Genomic DNA, 18,144 nt, shown 5'->3' on the forward strand with positions numbered 1-18,144 from the left:
ATATGGAACTTGATCTCTGGACCCAGAGCCTGGTCACTGCGATGACCGCATTGTGGACCAAGGTGGCGAATTTCATTCCCAACCTGTTTGGTGCCCTGGTCCTGGTATTGCTGGGCTTTGTCGTGGCCAAGCTGCTCGACACCCTGCTGTCCAAATTGCTCGCAAAACTGGGGCTGGATCGCCTGATGGCCGGTACCGGCCTGACCAAGCTGCTGGGCCGTGCCGGGCTGCAGGTGCCGATTTCCACGCTGGTCGGCAAGATCGTCTATTGGTTCGTTCTACTTATTTTTCTGGTTTCTGCGGCTCAGTCCCTTGGACTTGAGCGAGTTTCAGCTACGCTCGACATGCTGGCACTGTATTTGCCGAAAGTATTCGGCGGCGCGCTGGTGCTGCTGGTAGGCGTTTTGCTCGCGCAACTGGCCAACGGCCTGGTGCGCGGAGCCGCCGAAGGCGTCGGCCTGGACTATGCGGCCGGACTGGGGCGAATTGCCCAGGGACTGGTGATCATCATCAGTATTTCGGTCGCGATCAGCCAGCTGGAGGTCAAGACTGACCTGCTCAACCACGTTATCGTGATTGTTTTGATTACCGTTGGTCTGGCCGTTGCACTGGCCATGGGCTTGGGAAGCCGGGAAATTGCCGGTCAGATTCTTGCGGGAATCTATGTGCGTGAGCTGTATCAGGTAGGGCAACAGGTGCGTGTGGGCGAGGTCGAAGGGCAAATCGAGGAGATCGGCACCGTCAAGACGACCGTGCTGACCGATGACGGAGAACTGGTGTCGCTGTCCAACCGGATTCTCCTGGAGCAGCAGGTCAGTAGCCGCTAAACCGGCAAACCCTGCTAATGTACGCCGCCGCAAACCCGGCTGACCGGGTTGCAGCGGACATTGACCTGACTGCCGGCACGACTTGTTTTGAATAAAGCCCAAACGCTGTCCACGCGCTATGACCCCCGTGAGCTCTCTGATGAGGAGTTGGTCGCGCGTTCGCACACGGAGCTGTTTCACGTAACACGCGCGTACGAAGAATTGATGCGCAGGTATCAACGCACTCTGTTCAACGTTTGTTCAAGGTATTTGGGGAACGATAGAGATGCGGACGATGTCTGTCAGGAAGTGATGCTCAAGGTGCTGTACGGCCTGAAGAACTTCGAGGGCAAATCGAAGTTCAAGACCTGGCTCTACAGCATCACGTACAACGAGTGCATCACGCAGTATCGTAAGGAACGGCGAAAGCGTCGCTTGATGGACGCTTTGAGTCTGGACCCCCTTGAGGAAGCGTCTGAAGAAAAGGCGCCGACACCCGAGGAAAAGGGCGGACTTGATCGCTGGTTGGTGCATGTGAACCCGATTGACCGTGAAATTCTGGTGCTACGATTCGTCGCAGAATTGGAATTTCAAGAAATCGCTGACATCATGCATATGGGCTTGAGTGCTACAAAGATGCGTTACAAACGTGCTCTTGATAAATTACGTGAGAAATTTGCGGGCGAGACTGAAACTTAGTGCGTAGCAAATATCTCTTACGTGTAGGCAAGTTCTGTTAGACTTGTCGCCGAGTTGTCCCCCGGTTTGTGGGACTGCTTTACAATCACCAGATGGGGATTTAACGGATGAAACTGAAAAACACCTTGGGCTTGGCCATTGGTTCTCTTATTGCCGCTACTTCTTTCGGCGTTCTGGCACAAGGCCAAGGCGCAGTTGAAGGCGAGCTGTTCTACAAGAAGCAGTACAACGATAGCGTCAAGCACATCGAAGACGGCTTCAACCCTGGCGCTCGCATCGGTTACTTCTTGACCGACGACCTGTCCTTGAACCTGTCCTACGACAAGACTAACCACACCCGTTCGAACGACGGCACTGGTAGCCAGAAGATCAAAGGTGATACCGGCAGCCTGGTTGCCCAATACCACTTCGGTCAAGCTGGCGTTGACAGCCTGCGTCCATACGTTGAAGGCGGTTTCGGCCACCAGAGCCGTACCAACGTGCAAGCTGACGGCCACAGCGGTCGCGACCAGACCACTTTCGCTACCATCGGTACCGGCGTGAAGTACTACTTCACCAACAACCTGTACGCTCGTGCTGGTGTTGAAGCTGACTACGGTCTGGACAACGGCAAGTGGGACTACTCCGCACTGGTTGGCCTGGGTGTGAACTTCGGCGGTAACGCTGGCGCAGCTGCTCCAGCTCCTACCCCAGCACCGGCTCCAGAGCCAGTTCCAGAGCCAGAAGCTCCGGTTGCTCAGGTTGTTCGTGTTGAGCTGGACGTTAAGTTCGACTTCGACAAGGCCGTTGTTAAGCCTAACAGCTACGGCGACGTGAAAAACCTGGCCGACTTCATGGCTCAGTACCCGTCCACCAACGTAGAAGTTGCTGGTCACACTGACTCCGTAGGTCCAGACGCTTACAACCAGAAGCTGTCCCAGCGTCGTGCTGACGCTGTCAAGCAAGTCCTGGTTAAAGACGGCGTGGCTCCTAGCCGTGTAACTGCTGTAGGTTACGGCGAATCCCGCCCAGTTGCTGACAACGCAACTGAAGCTGGTCGTGCTGTTAACCGTCGCGTAGAAGCGTCGGTTGAAGCTCAAGCTCAGTAATTACTGAGTCGTAGAGAAAAGCCCGGCTCAGGCCGGGCTTTTTTTCGCCTGCGATTTGCCTCAGGCGCTGACCGCCGCCGCAACGCACGCCACCTGCGCCGCACCGGCGACACGGCCAATCACCAGGATTGCCGGGCTTTTGAGCGCAAAAGCCTGCGCGTCTTCATGCATGGCGGCCAGGTGGCTACGGCATTCGCGCTGTGCGGGCAACGATGCATTTTCGATCATCGCCACCGGCATATCCGCAGCCATGCCGCCCTCCAGCAACTGTTGCCGGATAGCTTCCAGCTTGGCCACGCCCATGTACACCACCAACGTTGTCCCGCCTTCGGCCAGGGCGCGCCAGTTCAGGCTGCTGTCATCCTGGGTATGCGCGGTGACCAGGGTGACGCCACGGCTCACGCCGCGCAGGGTCAACGGGATATCGCAGTTGGTCGCTCCGGCGAGCCCCGAGGTGATGCCGTTGACCAGCTCCACCTCGATTTCACGCTCGCGCAGCCACGTCGCTTCTTCACCACCCCGGCCGAAAATGCACGGATCGCCGCCTTTGAGCCGCACCACGCACTTGCCCTGGCGCGCATAGCGCAGCATCAGGCGGTGAATGAAATCCTGCGGCGTAGAGCGACAGCCGCCACGCTTGCCGACGGTGATCACACGCGCGTCGGCGCAGTGTTCCAGGACAGCCGGGTTGACCAGATCGTCAATCAACACCACATCGGCTTCATGCAGGGCCCTTACCGCCTTGAGGGTGAGCAATTCCGGATCACCGGGCCCGGCGCCTACCAGCCACACTTTTGCGCTCATTTTTTCCCCTCACACACTGATTGCGATTGGCTGCGGGCTGGCGGCCAGCAGACGTTTGATTTCCGGCACGCAGGAGCCGCATTGCGTGCCGCATTGCAGCTCCTGTCTGAGCCCATTCAGGTCCAAACCACGGGCAATCCCGGCGCACACCGCGTTTTCGCTGACATTCTTGCAATTGCACAGGATCTTGCTGCCGGCGGCCGCTCCCCCTGGTGGTGCGCTCAGGGGCGCCAGGAGCCAGCGACGCAGTTGATCGTCGGTGCGGCCCTCCAGCCACAGGCTTTGCAACCAATGCCGGGCCAGGGTTTCACCGGCCAGGCGAACCGCCGTGATACGGCCCTGTTCGATTTTCACCCGTTTGCCGATAGAGCGGCGCGGGTCGTCATAGGCCATCACCGGGCCGTCGTGCAGGCCCAGCAACTGGTCGATGCGGGTCAGTATTTGCAGGTCGGGCGCTTCGGTATGGGCTGCGCGCACCAGCAGCGCCGGCCGTTCGCGTCCGTTCAGGCTCAGGCTGACGTAGGCAAATGCTTCGCACAGCGGGCGCAGGGCGTCGAAATGGCGCTGCACGTCACCCTCGATCAGCGCAAACAGCTGCCACGGCAGTTCAATAGCCTCAAGGCGCACACCGCTGTGTTTGAGTTCCGGCTGTTTCGACAACGGATCGAACGCCGGCTGTGTGAGCACATTGACGCCGCCTTTGAGAAAACGGTCGCCCCAATGCATCGGCAGGAACGCTTGACCGGGGCGCACGCTGTCATCGCTGGTGACCGCGACCACTACATTGCCTCGACGGCTCTTCAAGCTGACCAGGTCGCCTTCCTTGAAGCGGTGACGACGCAACTCGTCCGGGTGCAGGCTCAACAGCGCCTCGCTGACATGCCCGAACAGCTGCGCCGCCGTGCCGGTGCGGCTCATGCCGTGCCACTGGTCGCGCAGGCGGCCGGTGATCAGGGTCAGGGGAAAGCGTGCGTCACGCTGCTCCTTGGCGGCGCGATAAGGGTCGGCAACAAACTGCGCACGGCCGTTCTCGGTGGGAAAAATACCGTCGACGTAGAGACGTGGCGTCCCGGCCTGTGCACCCACGGGAAACGGCCACTGTTGCGGGCCAAGTTGGTCAAGCAGGGCGTGGCTGAGGCCGGACACATCCAGGTCGCGTGCTTGAGTCAACAGCTTGAACTCGTCAAAGATCTGCGCCGGTTGCTCAAAGGCGAACAGACTATTGAGCCCTGGCCGCAGACGGCGCTCCAGGCGCTGCGCGAAATCCACGGTGATCGCCCAGTCCGGTCGTGCTTCGCCCGGTGGGGTGATGGCGCGGCGCACATGGGAAATACGCCGTTCGGAGTTGGTCACCGTGCCTTCTTTTTCGCCCCAACTGGCGGCGGGCAGCAGCAGGTCGGCGTAGGCGGCGGTCTCGGTGGTTCGAAACGCCTCCTGCAACACCACGAACGGACACGCCGCCAGGGCGGCACGCACGGCATTCTGGTCCGGCAGCGATTGGGCGGGGTTGGTGCAGGCGATCCACAGCGCCTTGATCTTGCCCGCCTGCACCTGCTCAAACAGTTCGATGGCCGTGAGGCCGGTGGTTGCCGGCAGTTGATCGACACCCCAATAAGCGGCTACTTCTGCGCGGTGTTCGGGGTTGGCGGCGTCGCGGTGCCCAGGCAGCAGGTTCGACAAGCTGCCGGTCTCGCGCCCGCCCATGGCATTGGGTTGGCCGGTCAGGGAAAACGGCCCGCAGCCTGGCCGGCCAATCGTACCGGTGGCCAGGTGCAGGTTGATCAGTGCGCTGTTTTTTGCACTGCCCGCCGTCGACTGGTTAAGGCCCATGCACCACAGCGACAAGAAGCTGCTGGAGGTGCCCACCCACTGCGCGCACAGGCGCAGCTGCTCGACGCTGATGCCGCACAGTTGCGTGACCATTTGCGGCGTGTAGTCATGCACCAGGCGTTTGAGCGCTGCCAGGCCGTCGGTATGGGCATGGATGAAGTCGCGGTCGATCCAGTCTTCCCACAACAGCAGATGCAAAATTCCATGGAACAGTGCGACGTCCGTGCCTGGCAGGATTGCCAGGTGCAGATCAGCCAGGTCGCAGGTGTCTGTACGCCGGGGGTCTATCACCACCACTTTCATCTGCGGTCGTCGCGCCTTGGCTTCCTCCAGGCGTCGGAACAGTACCGGGTGCGCGTAGGCCATGTTGCTGCCGACGATCATCACACAGTCGCTGGTTTCCAGATCTTCATAGCTGCACGGTGGCGCATCGGCACCCAGGCTGCGTTTGTAGCCCACCACTGCCGAGGACATGCACAGCCGCGAGTTGCTGTCGATATTGTTGGTGCCTACCAGCGCGCGCGCCAATTTGTTGAAGCTGTAGTAGTCCTCGGTCAGCAATTGCCCGGAGATGTAGAACGCCACGCTGTCGGGGCCGTGTTCGGCGATAGTGCCCGCGAATACAGTGGCCGCATGTTCCAAGGCGCTGTCCCAGTCGGTGCGGGCGCGGGCCAGGTCTTTGCCCAGACGCAACTCGGGGTACAAGGCGCGGGCATCGAGGTCACCGGTCAGGTGCAGGCTGGCGCCCTTGCTGCACAGCTTGCCGAAGTTGGCCGGATGCTCCGGGTCGCCTTGCACGCCGAGGATCCGGGTGCCGTCATGCTCGATCAGCACGCCGCAGCCCACCCCGCAATAACAGCAGGTGGACGCGGTGACCTGGCGGTTCATCACCCTGCATCCCGCAGGGCCAGCATCACTCGGCCGTTTTCCACGCGGGCGAGGTGATGATGGGCGCAACCGATATCCGGTGCCTGGGCTTCGCCGGACGCCAGGTCGATCTGCCAGTTGTGCAGCGGGCAGGCCACGCGCTTGCCGTAGATCAAGCCTTGGGACAGCGGCCCGCCTTTGTGCGGGCAACGGTCATCGAGTGCGAAGACTTCATCGTCGCTGGTGCGAAAAATCGCAATGTCGCCCTTGGGCCCGTTGATGATGCGTGAGCCCAATGCGTTGATTTCTTCCAGAGCGCAGATATCCAGCCAGTTCATGCCGGCACCTCCAATTGCTTGACCGGGATAACCTCGAATTCTTTTTTCAGCAGCGGCTGTTCCAGGCGTTCTTTCCAGGGGTCTTGCTCGAACGACAGGGAAAACTGCAGGCGCTCGTTGAGAGCCTGGCGCCGGGCCGGGTCTTCCAGCACGGCTTTTTTGATATGGTCCATGCCGACCCGCTGCAGGTAGTGCACGGTGCGCTCCAGGTAGAAGGCTTCTTCGCGGTACAGCTGCAGGAATGCGCCGTTGTATTCGCGCACCTCTTCAGCGGTCTTGAGCTTGACGAAGAACTCCGCGACTTCGGTCTTGATCCCGCCGTTGCCGCCGATATACATCTCCCAGCCTGAATCCACGCCGATAATGCCCACGTCCTTGATGCCCGCTTCGGAGCAGTTGCGTGGGCAACCGGACACCGCCAGCTTGACCTTGTGCGGCGACCACATGTTGAACAGGTCGTGCTCCAGCTCGATGCCCAGTTGCGTGGAATTTTGCGTACCGAAGCGGCAGAACTCGCTGCCCACGCAGGTCTTCACGGTGCGGATGGATTTGCCGTAGGCGTGCCCGGACGGCATGTCGAGGTCCTTCCACACGCCGGGCAAGTCCTGCTTCTTGATCCCGAGCAAGTCGATGCGCTGGCCGCCGGTCACCTTGACCATCGGCACGTTGTACTTGTCGGCCACGTCGGCGATGCGGCGCAGTTCCGACGGATTGGTCACGCCGCCCCACATCCGGGGGACCACCGAATAGGTGCCGTCTTTCTGAATGTTGGCGTGGGCGCGCTCGTTGATCAGGCGCGATTGCGGGTCGTCCTTGGCTTCGCCCGGCCAGGTGGAGATCAGGTAGTAGTTCAGCGCCGGACGGCAGGTGGCGCAACCGTTGGGCGTGCGCCAGTTCAGGTAGCTCATGGTGCCGGCGATGGTCAGCAGGTGCTGGTCGCGGATGGCCTGGCGGATCTGCCCGTGGTTGAGGTCGCTGCAACCGCAGATGGCTTTTTCGCTCTTGGGTTTGACGTCGGCGGCACCGCCCACGGTGTTGATCAGGATCTGTTCCACCAGCCCCACGCAGGACCCGCAGGAACTGGCCGCCTTGGTGTGCTTCTTCACGTCATCGACGCTGAACAGCCCCTGTTCCTGGATCGCTTTGACGATGGTGCCCTTGCACACGCCATTGCAGCCGCAGACCTCGGCGCTGTCGGCCATGCTCATGGCTTTGTCCTGGCCTTGATGGCCTACGTCGCCCAGCGCATTTTCGCCAAACATCAGGTGATCGCGAATCTCGCCAATCGCGTGATTCTCACGGATCTGGCGGAAATACCAACCGCCATCGGCGGTATCGCCGTACAGGCAGGCGCCGACCAGGATGTCGTCCTTGATCACCAGTTTCTTGTACACCCCGCCGATGGGGTCGGAGAGGGTGATGGTCTCGGTGCCTTCGCCGCCCATGAAATCGCCGGCGGAGAACAGGTCAATGCCGGTGACTTTCAGCTTGGTGGAGGTCACAGAGCCTTTATAGGTGGCGAAACCCAACTGGGCGAGATGGTTGGCACAGACCTTGGCCTGTTCGAACAGCGGGGCGACCAGGCCGTAGGCAATCCCACGGTGGCTGGCGCATTCACCGATTGCATAGATGCGCGGGTCGTAGGTTTGCATCGTGTCGTTGACCAGAATCCCGCGGTTGCAGGGAATGCCGGACTTTTCCGCCAGTTCGGTGTTGGGGCGGATACCGGCGGCCATCACTACAAGATCGGCGGGGATGATGTCACCGTTCTTGAACTGCACCGAGCCGACGCGGCCATTGCCGGCGTCGTGCAGGGCCTGGGTTTGTTCGCACAGGCGAAACACCAGGCCCCGGCTTTCCAGCTCGGTTTGCAGCAGCTGGCCACTGGTCTTGTCCAGTTGCCGTTCCAGCAGCCATTCACCGATGTGCACCACGGTCACGTGCATGCCGCGCAGCATCAGGCCGTTGGCGGCCTCCAGGCCGAGCAGCCCGCCACCGATGACCACCGCGTGCTTGTGGGTCTTGGCAGTGTCGATCATGGCCTGGGTATCGGCGATATCGCGGTAGCCGATCACGCCCTGCAAGGTGTTGCCCGGAATCGGCAGGATAAACGGCGTGGAGCCGGTGGCGATCAGCAGGCGATCGTATTCGGCCTCGGTGCCGTCCTCGGCGATGACGCGGCGCTTGACCCGGTCGATCTGCACCACCTTGCGGTTGAGCAGCAGCTTGACGTTGTTATCGAGGTACCAGTCCAGATCGTTGAGCACGATCTCTTCGAAGGTCTGCTCGCCGGCCAGCACCGGCGAGAGCAGGATGCGGTTGTAGTTGGTGTGGGGCTCGGCGCCGAACACTGTGATGTCATACAGGTCGCTGCTGAGCTTGAGCAATTCTTCCAGGGTGCGAACCCCGGCCATGCCGTTGCCGATCATCACCAGTTTGAGTTTTTTCATGTCGCTCTCCGACCAATCACGCGCAAACAAAAAAAGGCGTCCCCGCTAGTGTGCTAGCGAGGACGCCTTTGTCCTGGTCCCGTTCTCTCGGGAAGCTCGATCCTTCGACGTTGAAGGCGCGGCTATATGTGGGTTGTTGAAGAGGCTAATGCAGCAGCTGTGCCAAGTGTCGATGGCCCCGGGTTTATTCGGGATTCAACGCGGAGGCGTCAGGATTTTGCCCGTTAGTGGTGCAATAGCCAGAACAGCAGCACCAGATTGATCAGCAGCGAAGCCGTCGCCAGGGTTTGCCAGACCTTGAGCGGCTCACGCTCGAGCAACGGGCGCGGACGCACGCTCAGTTCGCGGCGGTCGGCCTGCTCCAGCACCAGCAGCCATTCTTCGGCGGTTTCATAACGCTGCTGCGGTTGCGCGGCGACGGCACGTTCCAGGCTTGCGGGCAGCCAGTCCGGCACATCGGGACGGTAACGGCTGGCGCTGACCGCTTGAGTGAAGCGCGGGCGTTGGAAGGCTTCGATTTCGCCATAGGGATAATGGCCGGTCAGCAGGTAATAGAGCGTGACGCCGACGCTATACAAATCCTGTTGTGGCGTAGGACGCTCACCGTTGAACGACTCCGGCGCGATAAAGCTCGGGGTGCCGGGCAGCACGCTGGCGCGGTCTTGCGACAGCCCCGGGCAATAGGCCAGGCCGAAATCCAGCACGCGCAGTTCGCCGTCGTCGCCCAGCAACAGGTTTTCCGGCTTGATATCGCGGTGCAGGATCTGCCGCCGGTGCAGCAGGCCGACCGCGCGCAGCAACCGCTCGGCGATGGACTGCCATTGCGCCAGGGGCAACGGGCCCTGGCGCGTGAACAGTTCGGCAAGGGTTAGCCCCGGGTATTCGCGCATCACGTAGTACAGATGCTGACGCCCACTGGCGGCATGCACTTCAGGGAACGCGCGGCCGGCGACCCGGCGCAGAAACCATTCTTCCGAGAGCAGGGCCTGGGCGGCGTCCGTGTCGTCGTCGCGGCTTAACGGCAGGGTTTTCAGCAACCAGGGCCGCTGCTGATCATCCTGCACCCGATACAGCAACGACTGTCGGCTCTGCGCCAGCAGGCTGTGCACCTGCCAGCCCTCGAAGCGTTGCCCGGCCTTGAGCGGTGGCGGCAGCGGCCATTGCTGCAACTGCACCAGTGCGTCGCCCAGTGTGGCGGCGCCGAGGGCGTCGATGCGCACCAGCAAGGCGCTGGCATTGTCCTGGCTTCCCGCCAAGTGCGCGGCATTGACCAGGGTGTTGACTGCCAGGTCCAGGTCGGTCTGCTCGCGCAGAATCGCGCTGATGCTGTGGTCGCCCAAGGTGGCCCAGACCCCATCGCTGAGCAGCAGGAAGCACTCACCTGCGCGCAGTTCGCCATCGAGAAAGTCCAGTACCAGGTGCTGGTCCAGGCCCAGGGCGCGCTTGAGCACATGCTGCATGCCCGGTTGCTCCCACACATGGTCCTCGCTGATGCGCTGCAATTCGCCGTCCAGCCAGCGATAGGCGCGGCAATCACCGACATGGGCGAGGGTGAAACGCTGGCCGCGAAACACCAGGGCGCTGAGGGTGGTCAGCAGCGGCTGACCGCCGCCATTAGCTTGCAGCCAGCGGTTCTGTGCCACCAGCAAACGTTCCAGCGCCTGGGCCACGCCCCAGGTCTGCGGCGTGGCGTAGTAGTCCAGGGCCAGCGCCTGCAAGGTCGAGCGCGCGGCCAGGCCACCGTCGGCGCATTGGCTGACGCCGTCGGCCAATGCGCACAGGTAGCCTTTGCTCGCGGCCAGCTCCGCCACGGGCGTGACCACCCGCAACGCGTCCTGGTTTTCTGCCCTGGGGCCGATCGCGCTGGCCTGGGCAATGCTCAGTTGCAGGCTCATCAGACGCGTGCGGCGGTCACGGCAGCCGAGCCCCAAGTGGTTCTCCAGCGGCGTTTGACGCCGTGCAGGCCAAACCAGGCCAGCACGCCAAGGCTGGCGAACAACCACAAGGCCAACTGGTAACTGCCGGTACTCTGTTTGATCGCGCCCATGCCGGCTGCCAGGGCAAAGCCGCCGATGCCGCCGGCCATGCCGATCAGGCCGGTCATGACGCCGATCTCACTGCGAAACCGCTGGGGCACCAGCTGGAATACCGCGCCATTGCCGGCGCCAAGACCGAGCATGGTGCAGACGAAAAGCGCCAGCGCAGCGTAGGAACTGGGCAGGTTGAAACCCACCGCCGCAATGCAGATCACCGCCACGCTGTACATGCCGAGCAGGGTTTTGATCCCACCGAAACGGTCCGCCAGGGCGCCGCCCAGCGGGCGCATCAGGCTGCCACCGAAGACGCAGGCTGCGGTGTAGTAGCCGGCGGTCACCGGGCTCAGGCCGTACTGGTCGTTGAAGTAGCCGGGCAGGGCGCTGGCCAGGCCGATAAAGCCGCCAAAGGTCACGCTGTAGAAGAACATGAACCACCAACTGTCGCGATCACCCAGGGCTTTGAAGTAGTCGGCCATCGACTTGGCTTTCGGACGTTGCGGGGCGTTGCGGGCGAGCCAGGCGAACACGATCAGGGTGAGGATCAGCGGAATCAACGCGAAGCCGAACACATTGCTCCAGCCAAAGGCCGCCGCCAGTACCGGTGCGAGCAAGGCGGCGAATACGGTACCGGAGTTGCCGGCGCCGGCGATGCCCATGGCTTTGCCTTGGTGCTCGGCCGGATACCATTGCGAGGCCAGCGGCAGGGCGACGGCAAAAGAGGCACCGGCCATGCCGAGGAACATACCCAGCAGCAGGGCTTGCTCGTAGCTGTGAATGCCCAGCTTCCAGGCGCAGAACAACGCCACGATGACAATCACCTGGCCGATCAGCCCGGCGGTCTTGGGCGACAGCTTGTCGGCCAGCATACCCATGAGAAAGCGCAGCACCGCGCCCGCCAGGATCGGCGTGGCGACCACCAGGCCGCGCTGTTGCGTGGTCAGGTGCAAGTCGGCGGCAATCTGTACCGCCAAGGGGCCCAGCAGGTACCAGACCATGAAGCTCAGGTCGAAATACAGGAACGCGGCAAACAGGGTCGGGGTGTGCCCGGATTTCCAGAAGCTTGATTTCATCACGCACCTCAACGGTTGGGGGTCTTGTCAGAAGGCCTGGTGGCTCCATGCGCTGGGGCCGGAACGAAAAAAAACGCCGCCACCGGGTTCGCGAGGGCAAACCGGGTGTGCGACGTCTTTGTCGTTGGTGGGGCAACCGCCGTTGGCTACCTGTAAAGGTTCTTTAGCAAGAGCCGCGCCAGATCAGCCGAGCAATTCACTCATGGCAATAATCTGTTCGGCCACCTGAATCAGTTTCTGCTGACGGCTCATGGCCTGGCGGCGCATGAGGGTGTAGGCCTCTTCCTCATTGCAGTCCTTCATTTTCATCAGCAGGCCCTTGGCCAGCTCGATGCGCTTGCGTTCCGCCAACTGTTGATCGCGGGCGTGCAACTGGGCGCGCAGGGCCTGGTCGCTTTCAAAGCGGGCCATGGCCACATCGAGGATCGGTTGCAGGCGCTGGGCCTGGATGCCTTCGACAATATAGGCACTGACCCCGGACTTGATCGCCTGGCGCATGACATTGGGGTCATGTTCATCGGTGAACATCACGATAGGACGAGGCTGGTCGCGGCTGACCAGCACCACCTGTTCCATTACATCGCGGCCGGGTGACTCGGTATCGATCAGGATCACGTCGGGGCGCACTGTTTCGACGCGCGCAGGCAGGTCGATGGTCAGGCCGGATTCATCGATCACCTCAAAACCGGCCTCGGTCAGCGCAGCCTTGAGCCGGCCGACTTTGCGCGGGGTGTCGTTGATCAACAGGATTCGCAGCATGGTCGTGCTCCTAGCGCAGCGCTTGGCGGCTGATGTCATCCGCCATGGCATGCAGGCGGAAGCTGCGGGCATAACCGGCGGGGTCGGAGCCGTCCCAGATCCTGCCGTCGATCAACTGGCTGCTGCGCATGTCCTCGGCATGGGTCGGCACGCCCACGGCGCTGGCGGCTTGACGATACACATCCAGTTGTTGCACCTGGCGGGCAATGCCCAGGTAGTCCGGGTCTTCGCGCAGCAGGCCCCAGCGGCGAAACTGGGTCATGAACCACATACCGTCGCACAGGTAAGGCAGGTTGACCGCGCCATCGGCGAAGAACCTTAGCGCATGCGGGTCCTGCCACCGGTTGCCCAGGCCGTCTTCGTAGTGGCCCAGCAGGCGCGGCTCGATACAGTCCAGCGGTGCGTCGAGGTATTCGCGCGCGCTGAGCAGTTGCGCAGTGGAACGACGGTTTTGCGTGCTCGCTTCGATAAAGCGACTGGCCTCGAGAATCGCCATCACCAACACGCGCGCCGTATTGGGGTACTGGTCGACGAAGGCTTGAGTACAACCGAGGACTTTTTCCGGATGATTCGGCCAGATCGACTGGCTGGTCGCCAGGGTAAAGCCCTGGTTCTGCTTGACTGCGCTGGCACACCAGGGTTCACCGACACACAGGCCGTCGATGCGACCCGCTTGCAGGTGCGCAACCATTTGCGGCGGCGGCACCACCACGCTGTCCACATCCCGCAGCGGGTGGATGCCCTGGCTCGCCAGCCAGTAATACAGCCACATGGCGTGGGTGCCTGTGGGAAAGGTCTGGGCGAAGGTCAGTTTTGTGCGGCTTTGGTGCACGTGGCGGTCGAGTGCCTCAGGAGTGACCACACCCTGCTGTTGCAGCCCACGGGACAGGTTGATGCTCTGTCCGTTCTGGTTCAACCCCATCAGCACCGCCATCGGGCTCGGCGCAACGCCACCGATGCCCAGGTGCACGGCATAGATCAGACCGTAGAGACTGTGGGCGGCGTCCAGTTCACCGCTGACCAGTTTGTCGCGCAAGCTGGCCCAGGACGATTGACGCTTGAGGTTCAGCGTGAGGCCGTAGGGTTGCGCAAACCCCTGGGTGGCGGCGACCACCAGCGAGGCGCAATCAGTCAGGGCCATGAAACCCAGGTCCAGGCTGCTCTTTTCCGGGGCGTCACTGCCGTTTACCCAGGCCAGCGCAGGGTTCACCGCGCTACTGTCGACCGAATCGTTCATCAACACCTACCTTTTCTCGCAAAAAAAAGCGTCGCTCCTGCGGATGGCGATACCAGCCATTGCAGGGAAACGACGCCTTTGTCCGTAGGCCCGCGCCGTCGCTGGCGCGCGCCCTGATAAAGAGTGCGTAGCAAGGCACATGCCACGGGGCGGCCGTCAGCTTTCCATCATGATTGAACCGCGCCTGCCTTTCAGTATGGCCGCTCTTTTGCGTCCTACCGCTCCAGGAAAATCCACGGTGCATGTTGATTCCTCCCTTACGACGAACCGCCACTGCCTCGGCAGAACGTTGCTCTGGGTCGCGCTGTTGCTGGTCGCCTGTGTGGCCCGGGGCGAGCCGTATCAGGCCCGAGATGAGAGCCTGGAGAGTTTTTTCACGGCGTTGGCGGTGCCTTTGGGCATGCCTGTCGTGGTCAGCCAGGAAGCGGCGCACAAGCGTGTCAGCGGGACATTCGATTTCGACGCGCCGCAACAGGTCCTTGAAGCGCTGGCCCGGCAGGAAGGCCTGATCTGGCACAGCGACGGGCAAGCCGTGCACCTCTACAACGCGAGCGAAGCCAGAACCTCTGCGGTGTCGCTGCGCTACATCTCGGTCAATCGGCTGCGCGGCATCATGCGCCGAACAGGCATGGATGAATCGCGCTATCCCTTGCGCGACAGCGGGGTGCGTACGTTCTACGTGTCCGGGCCGCCAAGCTACGTCAGCCAGATACTGCGGCTGGCGCAACTGACCGACCGGCAACGCAGTGAGCTGCGTGTGGGGGCGCACGCCTTTGGCGTGGTGCAGGTGTTCAATACCCACGTCGAGGATCGGCAGTATGGGACCGGCGCAAACACAGTCACGGTGCCGGGCATGGCCTCCGTCATCCAAGGACTGCTGGCCAGCGAGCGCAAGGGCCCGCTGGCGGACAAGAACCTGACGCTGATCGCTTATCCGGACACCAACAGCCTGCTGATCAAGGGCAAACCTGCCCAGGTCAGCCTGATCGAAAAACTGGTGGATGAATTGGATGTGCCCAAGCAACTCAATGAAGTCTCGTCATGGCGTGTGGAAGCTGGCCGTGACGAGTCGAAGCCCCCGGCCGGGCCGCCGCCGTTGACGGCCGCGCAATATGAACGTGTGCAACGTGCGTTCGTAAGACCGGGCCGCGAGCGTTCTCCCTGAATAAAGGCGTTAGTCCATGTACCTGGAAATATTGCTGCAGGAGCAGTTGATCAGCCGCAAGCGTCTGGCTGCGTTTGCGCCGGGGAAAGTCTTGCCGTTGGCGCCCGAGGTCATCCATTGCGTGGAGGTACGGGTCAATGGGCAACTGATGGCAGTGGGTGAGTTGGTGCAGCTGGAGGACCGGTTAGGGGTTGAATTGCATGAGGTGTATCAGGAGTGGCTGCCTCAGTCGGGTTGAGTAGCGAATTGCCTTACGACAAAAGGCTGAAAGACGCTGACTGAATCGGGTTTTTCCTAACGTGATACGAGAGAGAGATTTTTATAGTCATGGCACCGGGCAAGTGAGCCGTCACAGGAAGAATGGATTGAATGTCAGCAGTCGAGTGTGCAGGTGCCGTATGGCCGTCATGATTGAAAAATCCACAAAGTTCTACGTTTTTGCGGGCTGGACCTTGCATGACGATGGTCGGCTGACCGGCAGGGACACCGATGTTCAACTGCCGCCCAAAGAGAGCAGCGTGCTTCGATTGCTGCTGGTTTGCGCAGGCTCGTTGATGACCAAGGACCGCCTGTTGGCGCTCGCCTGGCCCAGTGGCGAGGTGGCCGATGAGTCATTGACACGGTGTATTTATGCTTTGCGCAAACACTTGAGCGCCGACAAAGGGTTTATCAAGACCGTGTACGGCAAGGGGTATCGTTTTACCTGCCCCGTGCAGGTGCAAGAGGCTGAGCCAGGGCAGGTCATGCATGTGTGCGCGGCGTGCGGACAGATCAGCAGTGTCTAAGACGTGGGGCAGGGGCCTGATACTCAGCCTGCTGCTGGGCAGCAACCAGGCTTTGGCGTACTGCTGGGATGAAGTGGCGCGTCGCTACGACTTCGAGCCAGAGTTGCTGCAGGCTATCGCGGCGGTGGAGTCGGGATATCGCGCGGAGGCGATCAACTATGCCAACGCCAATGGCACCCACGATATCGGTTTGATGCAAATCAACAGCAGTCACCTGCCTCGCTTGCTCAAGCTGGGCATTACTGAAGAACGATTGTTGAGCGAGCCGTGTCTGTCGGTGGAAGTTGGCGCCTCGATTCTTGCCGGGTTCGTTCAGCGTTTCGGTTATAACTGGACGGCGGTGGGCTCCTACAACGTGGGGGCGGGCGCCGGGGCGGAGCGTGACGCGTTGCGTATGCGATACGCCGAAAAAGTCTGGGCACGTTATGAGGCGCTGATGGCTCATCGTAATTGACGAGTGGGCAGCACGCCTCGCATGCAGCCCGTCTCCCCGGCTATAATCGCGCCACCTTTCGCCGCCATCCGAGTCTAGCCCGCCCATGTATACCCTGGCCCGCCAGCTGTTGTTCAAACTCTCCCCGGAAACCTCCCACGATCTGTCCCTGGACCTGATCGGCGCCGGTGGCCGCCTGGGGCTCAACGGCCTGGTATGCAAGGCTGCGGCGAAGGTGCCGGTGTCGGTGATGGGCCTTGAGTTTCCCAATCCGGTCGGGCTGGCTGCCGGCCTGGACAAGAACGGTGCCGCCATCGACGGGTTTGCGCAGTTGGGTTTCGGTTTCGTCGAAATCGGCACCGTGACCCCGCGCCCACAACCGGGCAACCCCAAGCCACGGATCTTCCGCCTGCCGGAAGCCGAGGCGATCATCAACCGCATGGGCTTCAACAACCTGGGTATGGACCATTTGTTGTCGCGGGTCCAGGCGGCGAAGTACAAGGGCATCCTCGGCATCAATATCGGCAAGAATGTCGACACGCCGGTGGAGCGTGCGGTGGACGATTACCTGATCTGCCTGGACAAGGTCTACGCCCATGCCAGCTATGTCACTGTCAACGTCAGCTCGCCCAACACCCCGGGCTTGCGCAGCCTGCAGTTCGGCGACTCGCTCAAGCAATTGCTCGAAGCGTTGCGCCAGCGCCAGGAAGACCTGGCGGTGCGCCACGGCAAGCGGGTGCCGCTGGCGATCAAGATCGCTCCTGATATGAGCGATGAAGAAACCGTGCTGGTGGCCCAGGCCCTGGTGGACGCGGGCATGGATGCGGTGATCGCGACCAACACCACCCTCAGTCGCGTGGGTGTCGAAGGCCTGGCCCACGGTGACGAGGCGGGTGGTCTGTCCGGCGCGCCGGTACGGGATAAAAGCACCCATATCGTCAAGGTGCTGGCCGCCGAACTGGCAGGGCGCTTGCCGATCATCGCCGTGGGCGGGATCACCGAAGGCAGGCACGCGGCTGAAAAGATCGCGGCGGGCGCAAGCCTGGTGCAGCTGTACTCGGGCTTTATCTACAAGGGCCCCGCGCTGATTCGCGAATCGGTGGACGCGATCGCCGCGTTGCGCTGAGGATCCCACAAGGCTCGTTCCCACGCGCCCCGAAGATCGTTCCCACGCCCTGCGTGGGAATGCCGCCCAGGACGCTCCGCGTCCTGCTTTCAGCGCGTAAAATCCAACACTTGCGCAATGGTGACGCGGAGCGTCACGGGATGCATTCCCACGCGGAGCGCGGGAACGATCAGTCACAGGCAATAAAAAGGGCTCCCTGAAGGAGCCCCTGGGCCGAAGCCCGCCGCCCGGATAGGACGTGCGTGGTTAAGTCTTATCTATTCAAGTTGATGTGTCGGAATTAGCTGCCCTGATTAGCCGACGGCGTGAAGTTCGTTGAGTCTGTGGATACCCGCAGTGCCAGTCATACCGTCCCAGTTGTCGCCGCGTCCTTCTCGCCAGCCATTGATCCAGGCTTGGCGTACCGACGGTAGAGTAAATGGGCAAAGCTCACGGGATTTTCCATGAACGCCATATTGATATCCGCGTAAAAATGCTCTTTCCAACGGATCACGCTTAAGTCTTCTCATAGGGTGTTTCCCTCACTTGTTGACTGTCTTGATATCCTTCGGCCCCGTGTGGGGCCGGGCAGAGTTTTTCTGCCGTTGGTGGGCTCGCTGCCGGCGTGGCGAGCCTATGTGTCGACACCGTAACGGCGCCGACCTGTGTTGA

Annotated in this window: 16 protein-coding genes and 1 pseudogene; 8 read left to right on the forward strand and 9 right to left on the reverse strand. The window is 61.7% G+C overall.

The annotated features are described in order from the left end of the window. Positions 1–2: 2 nt before the first annotated feature. From TU82_RS00490 to TU82_RS00500, 3 genes are all read left to right on the forward strand, one after another. Positions 3–827, forward strand: coding sequence for a mechanosensitive ion channel family protein (locus TU82_RS00490; protein WP_034099717.1), 825 nt, complete (start codon positions 3–5; stop codon positions 825–827). Between the two features lie 87 nt (positions 828–914). Beyond that, complete coding sequence (sigX, locus tag TU82_RS00495; protein WP_057721193.1) at positions 915–1,505, forward strand: RNA polymerase sigma factor SigX; 591 nt, start codon at positions 915–917, stop codon at positions 1,503–1,505. 107 nt (positions 1,506–1,612) lie between these two features. Next, complete coding sequence (locus tag TU82_RS00500; protein ID WP_057721194.1) at positions 1,613–2,593, forward strand: OmpA family protein; 981 nt, start codon at positions 1,613–1,615, stop codon at positions 2,591–2,593. 60 nt (positions 2,594–2,653) lie between these two features. Here the strand turns inward: TU82_RS00500 and cobA are convergent, their stop codons facing one another. From cobA to TU82_RS00540, 8 genes are all read right to left on the reverse strand, one after another. After that, entirely contained in the window at positions 2,654–3,397 is a 744-nt protein-coding gene (gene cobA, locus TU82_RS00505; protein WP_057721195.1) for a uroporphyrinogen-III C-methyltransferase, read from the reverse strand. Positions 3,398–3,406: 9 nt separating this feature from the next. Next, positions 3,407–6,115 carry a nitrate reductase gene (locus TU82_RS00510; RefSeq protein WP_057721196.1) on the reverse strand — a complete coding sequence of 903 codons (2,709 nt, stop codon included), beginning with the start codon at positions 6,113–6,115 and terminating at the stop codon, positions 3,407–3,409. Beyond that, the gene (nirD, locus tag TU82_RS00515; protein WP_057721197.1) at positions 6,115–6,432 is read right to left on the reverse strand and encodes a nitrite reductase small subunit NirD; all 318 of its coding nucleotides are present in this window, start codon (positions 6,430–6,432) and stop codon (positions 6,115–6,117) included. Before nirD ends, TU82_RS00510 begins: the two co-directional genes overlap by 1 nt. Continuing rightward, on the reverse strand, positions 6,429–8,882 hold the full coding sequence (gene nirB, locus TU82_RS00520; protein ID WP_057721198.1) for a nitrite reductase large subunit NirB: 2,454 nt from the start codon (positions 8,880–8,882) through the stop codon (positions 6,429–6,431). The genes nirD and nirB overlap by 4 nt, the downstream gene beginning before the upstream one ends. Before the next feature lie 224 nt (positions 8,883–9,106). Then, complete coding sequence (locus TU82_RS00525) at positions 9,107–10,777, reverse strand: bifunctional protein-serine/threonine kinase/phosphatase (RefSeq protein WP_057721884.1); 1,671 nt, start codon at positions 10,775–10,777, stop codon at positions 9,107–9,109. After that, complete coding sequence (locus TU82_RS00530) at positions 10,777–11,988, reverse strand: nitrate/nitrite transporter (RefSeq protein ID WP_057721199.1); 1,212 nt, start codon at positions 11,986–11,988, stop codon at positions 10,777–10,779. Before TU82_RS00530 ends, TU82_RS00525 begins: the two co-directional genes overlap by 1 nt. A 183-nt stretch (positions 11,989–12,171) precedes the next feature. Beyond that, entirely contained in the window at positions 12,172–12,747 is a 576-nt protein-coding gene (locus TU82_RS00535; RefSeq protein WP_057721200.1) for an ANTAR domain-containing response regulator, read from the reverse strand. Between the two features lie 10 nt (positions 12,748–12,757). Further along, positions 12,758–13,984, reverse strand: coding sequence for a CmpA/NrtA family ABC transporter substrate-binding protein (locus tag TU82_RS00540; protein WP_057721201.1), 1,227 nt, complete (start codon positions 13,982–13,984; stop codon positions 12,758–12,760). A gap of 196 nt (positions 13,985–14,180) precedes the next feature. Between TU82_RS00540 and TU82_RS00545 the strand changes: the two are divergent. From TU82_RS00545 to TU82_RS00565, 5 genes and pseudogenes are all read left to right on the forward strand, one after another. After that, positions 14,181–15,059: pseudogene (locus TU82_RS00545) on the forward strand (secretin N-terminal domain-containing protein); the annotation flags it as partial. Between the two features lie 106 nt (positions 15,060–15,165). Further along, positions 15,166–15,387, forward strand: coding sequence for a FliM/FliN family flagellar motor switch protein (locus tag TU82_RS00550; RefSeq protein WP_057721203.1), 222 nt, complete (start codon positions 15,166–15,168; stop codon positions 15,385–15,387). 160 nt (positions 15,388–15,547) lie between these two features. Continuing rightward, positions 15,548–15,934 (forward strand): winged helix-turn-helix domain-containing protein, encoded by a 387-nt coding sequence (locus TU82_RS00555; protein ID WP_057721204.1) that lies wholly within the window; start codon positions 15,548–15,550, stop codon positions 15,932–15,934. Next, positions 15,897–16,388 carry a transglycosylase SLT domain-containing protein gene (locus tag TU82_RS00560; protein WP_057721205.1) on the forward strand — a complete coding sequence of 164 codons (492 nt, stop codon included), beginning with the start codon at positions 15,897–15,899 and terminating at the stop codon, positions 16,386–16,388. Before TU82_RS00555 ends, TU82_RS00560 begins: the two co-directional genes overlap by 38 nt. A gap of 85 nt (positions 16,389–16,473) precedes the next feature. Then, the gene (locus TU82_RS00565; RefSeq protein ID WP_057721206.1) at positions 16,474–17,493 is read left to right on the forward strand and encodes a quinone-dependent dihydroorotate dehydrogenase; all 1,020 of its coding nucleotides are present in this window, start codon (positions 16,474–16,476) and stop codon (positions 17,491–17,493) included. Positions 17,494–17,786: 293 nt separating this feature from the next. Here TU82_RS00565 and rmf read toward each other — a convergent pair whose 3' ends face one another. Next, positions 17,787–18,002 carry a ribosome modulation factor gene (gene rmf / locus TU82_RS27425; protein WP_002553055.1) on the reverse strand — a complete coding sequence of 72 codons (216 nt, stop codon included), beginning with the start codon at positions 18,000–18,002 and terminating at the stop codon, positions 17,787–17,789. Positions 18,003–18,144: the final 142 nt, after the last annotated feature.

Origin of the sequence: Pseudomonas orientalis, from assembly GCF_001439815.1 — a bacterium.
GTDB lineage: Bacteria > Pseudomonadota > Gammaproteobacteria > Pseudomonadales > Pseudomonadaceae > Aquipseudomonas > Aquipseudomonas orientalis.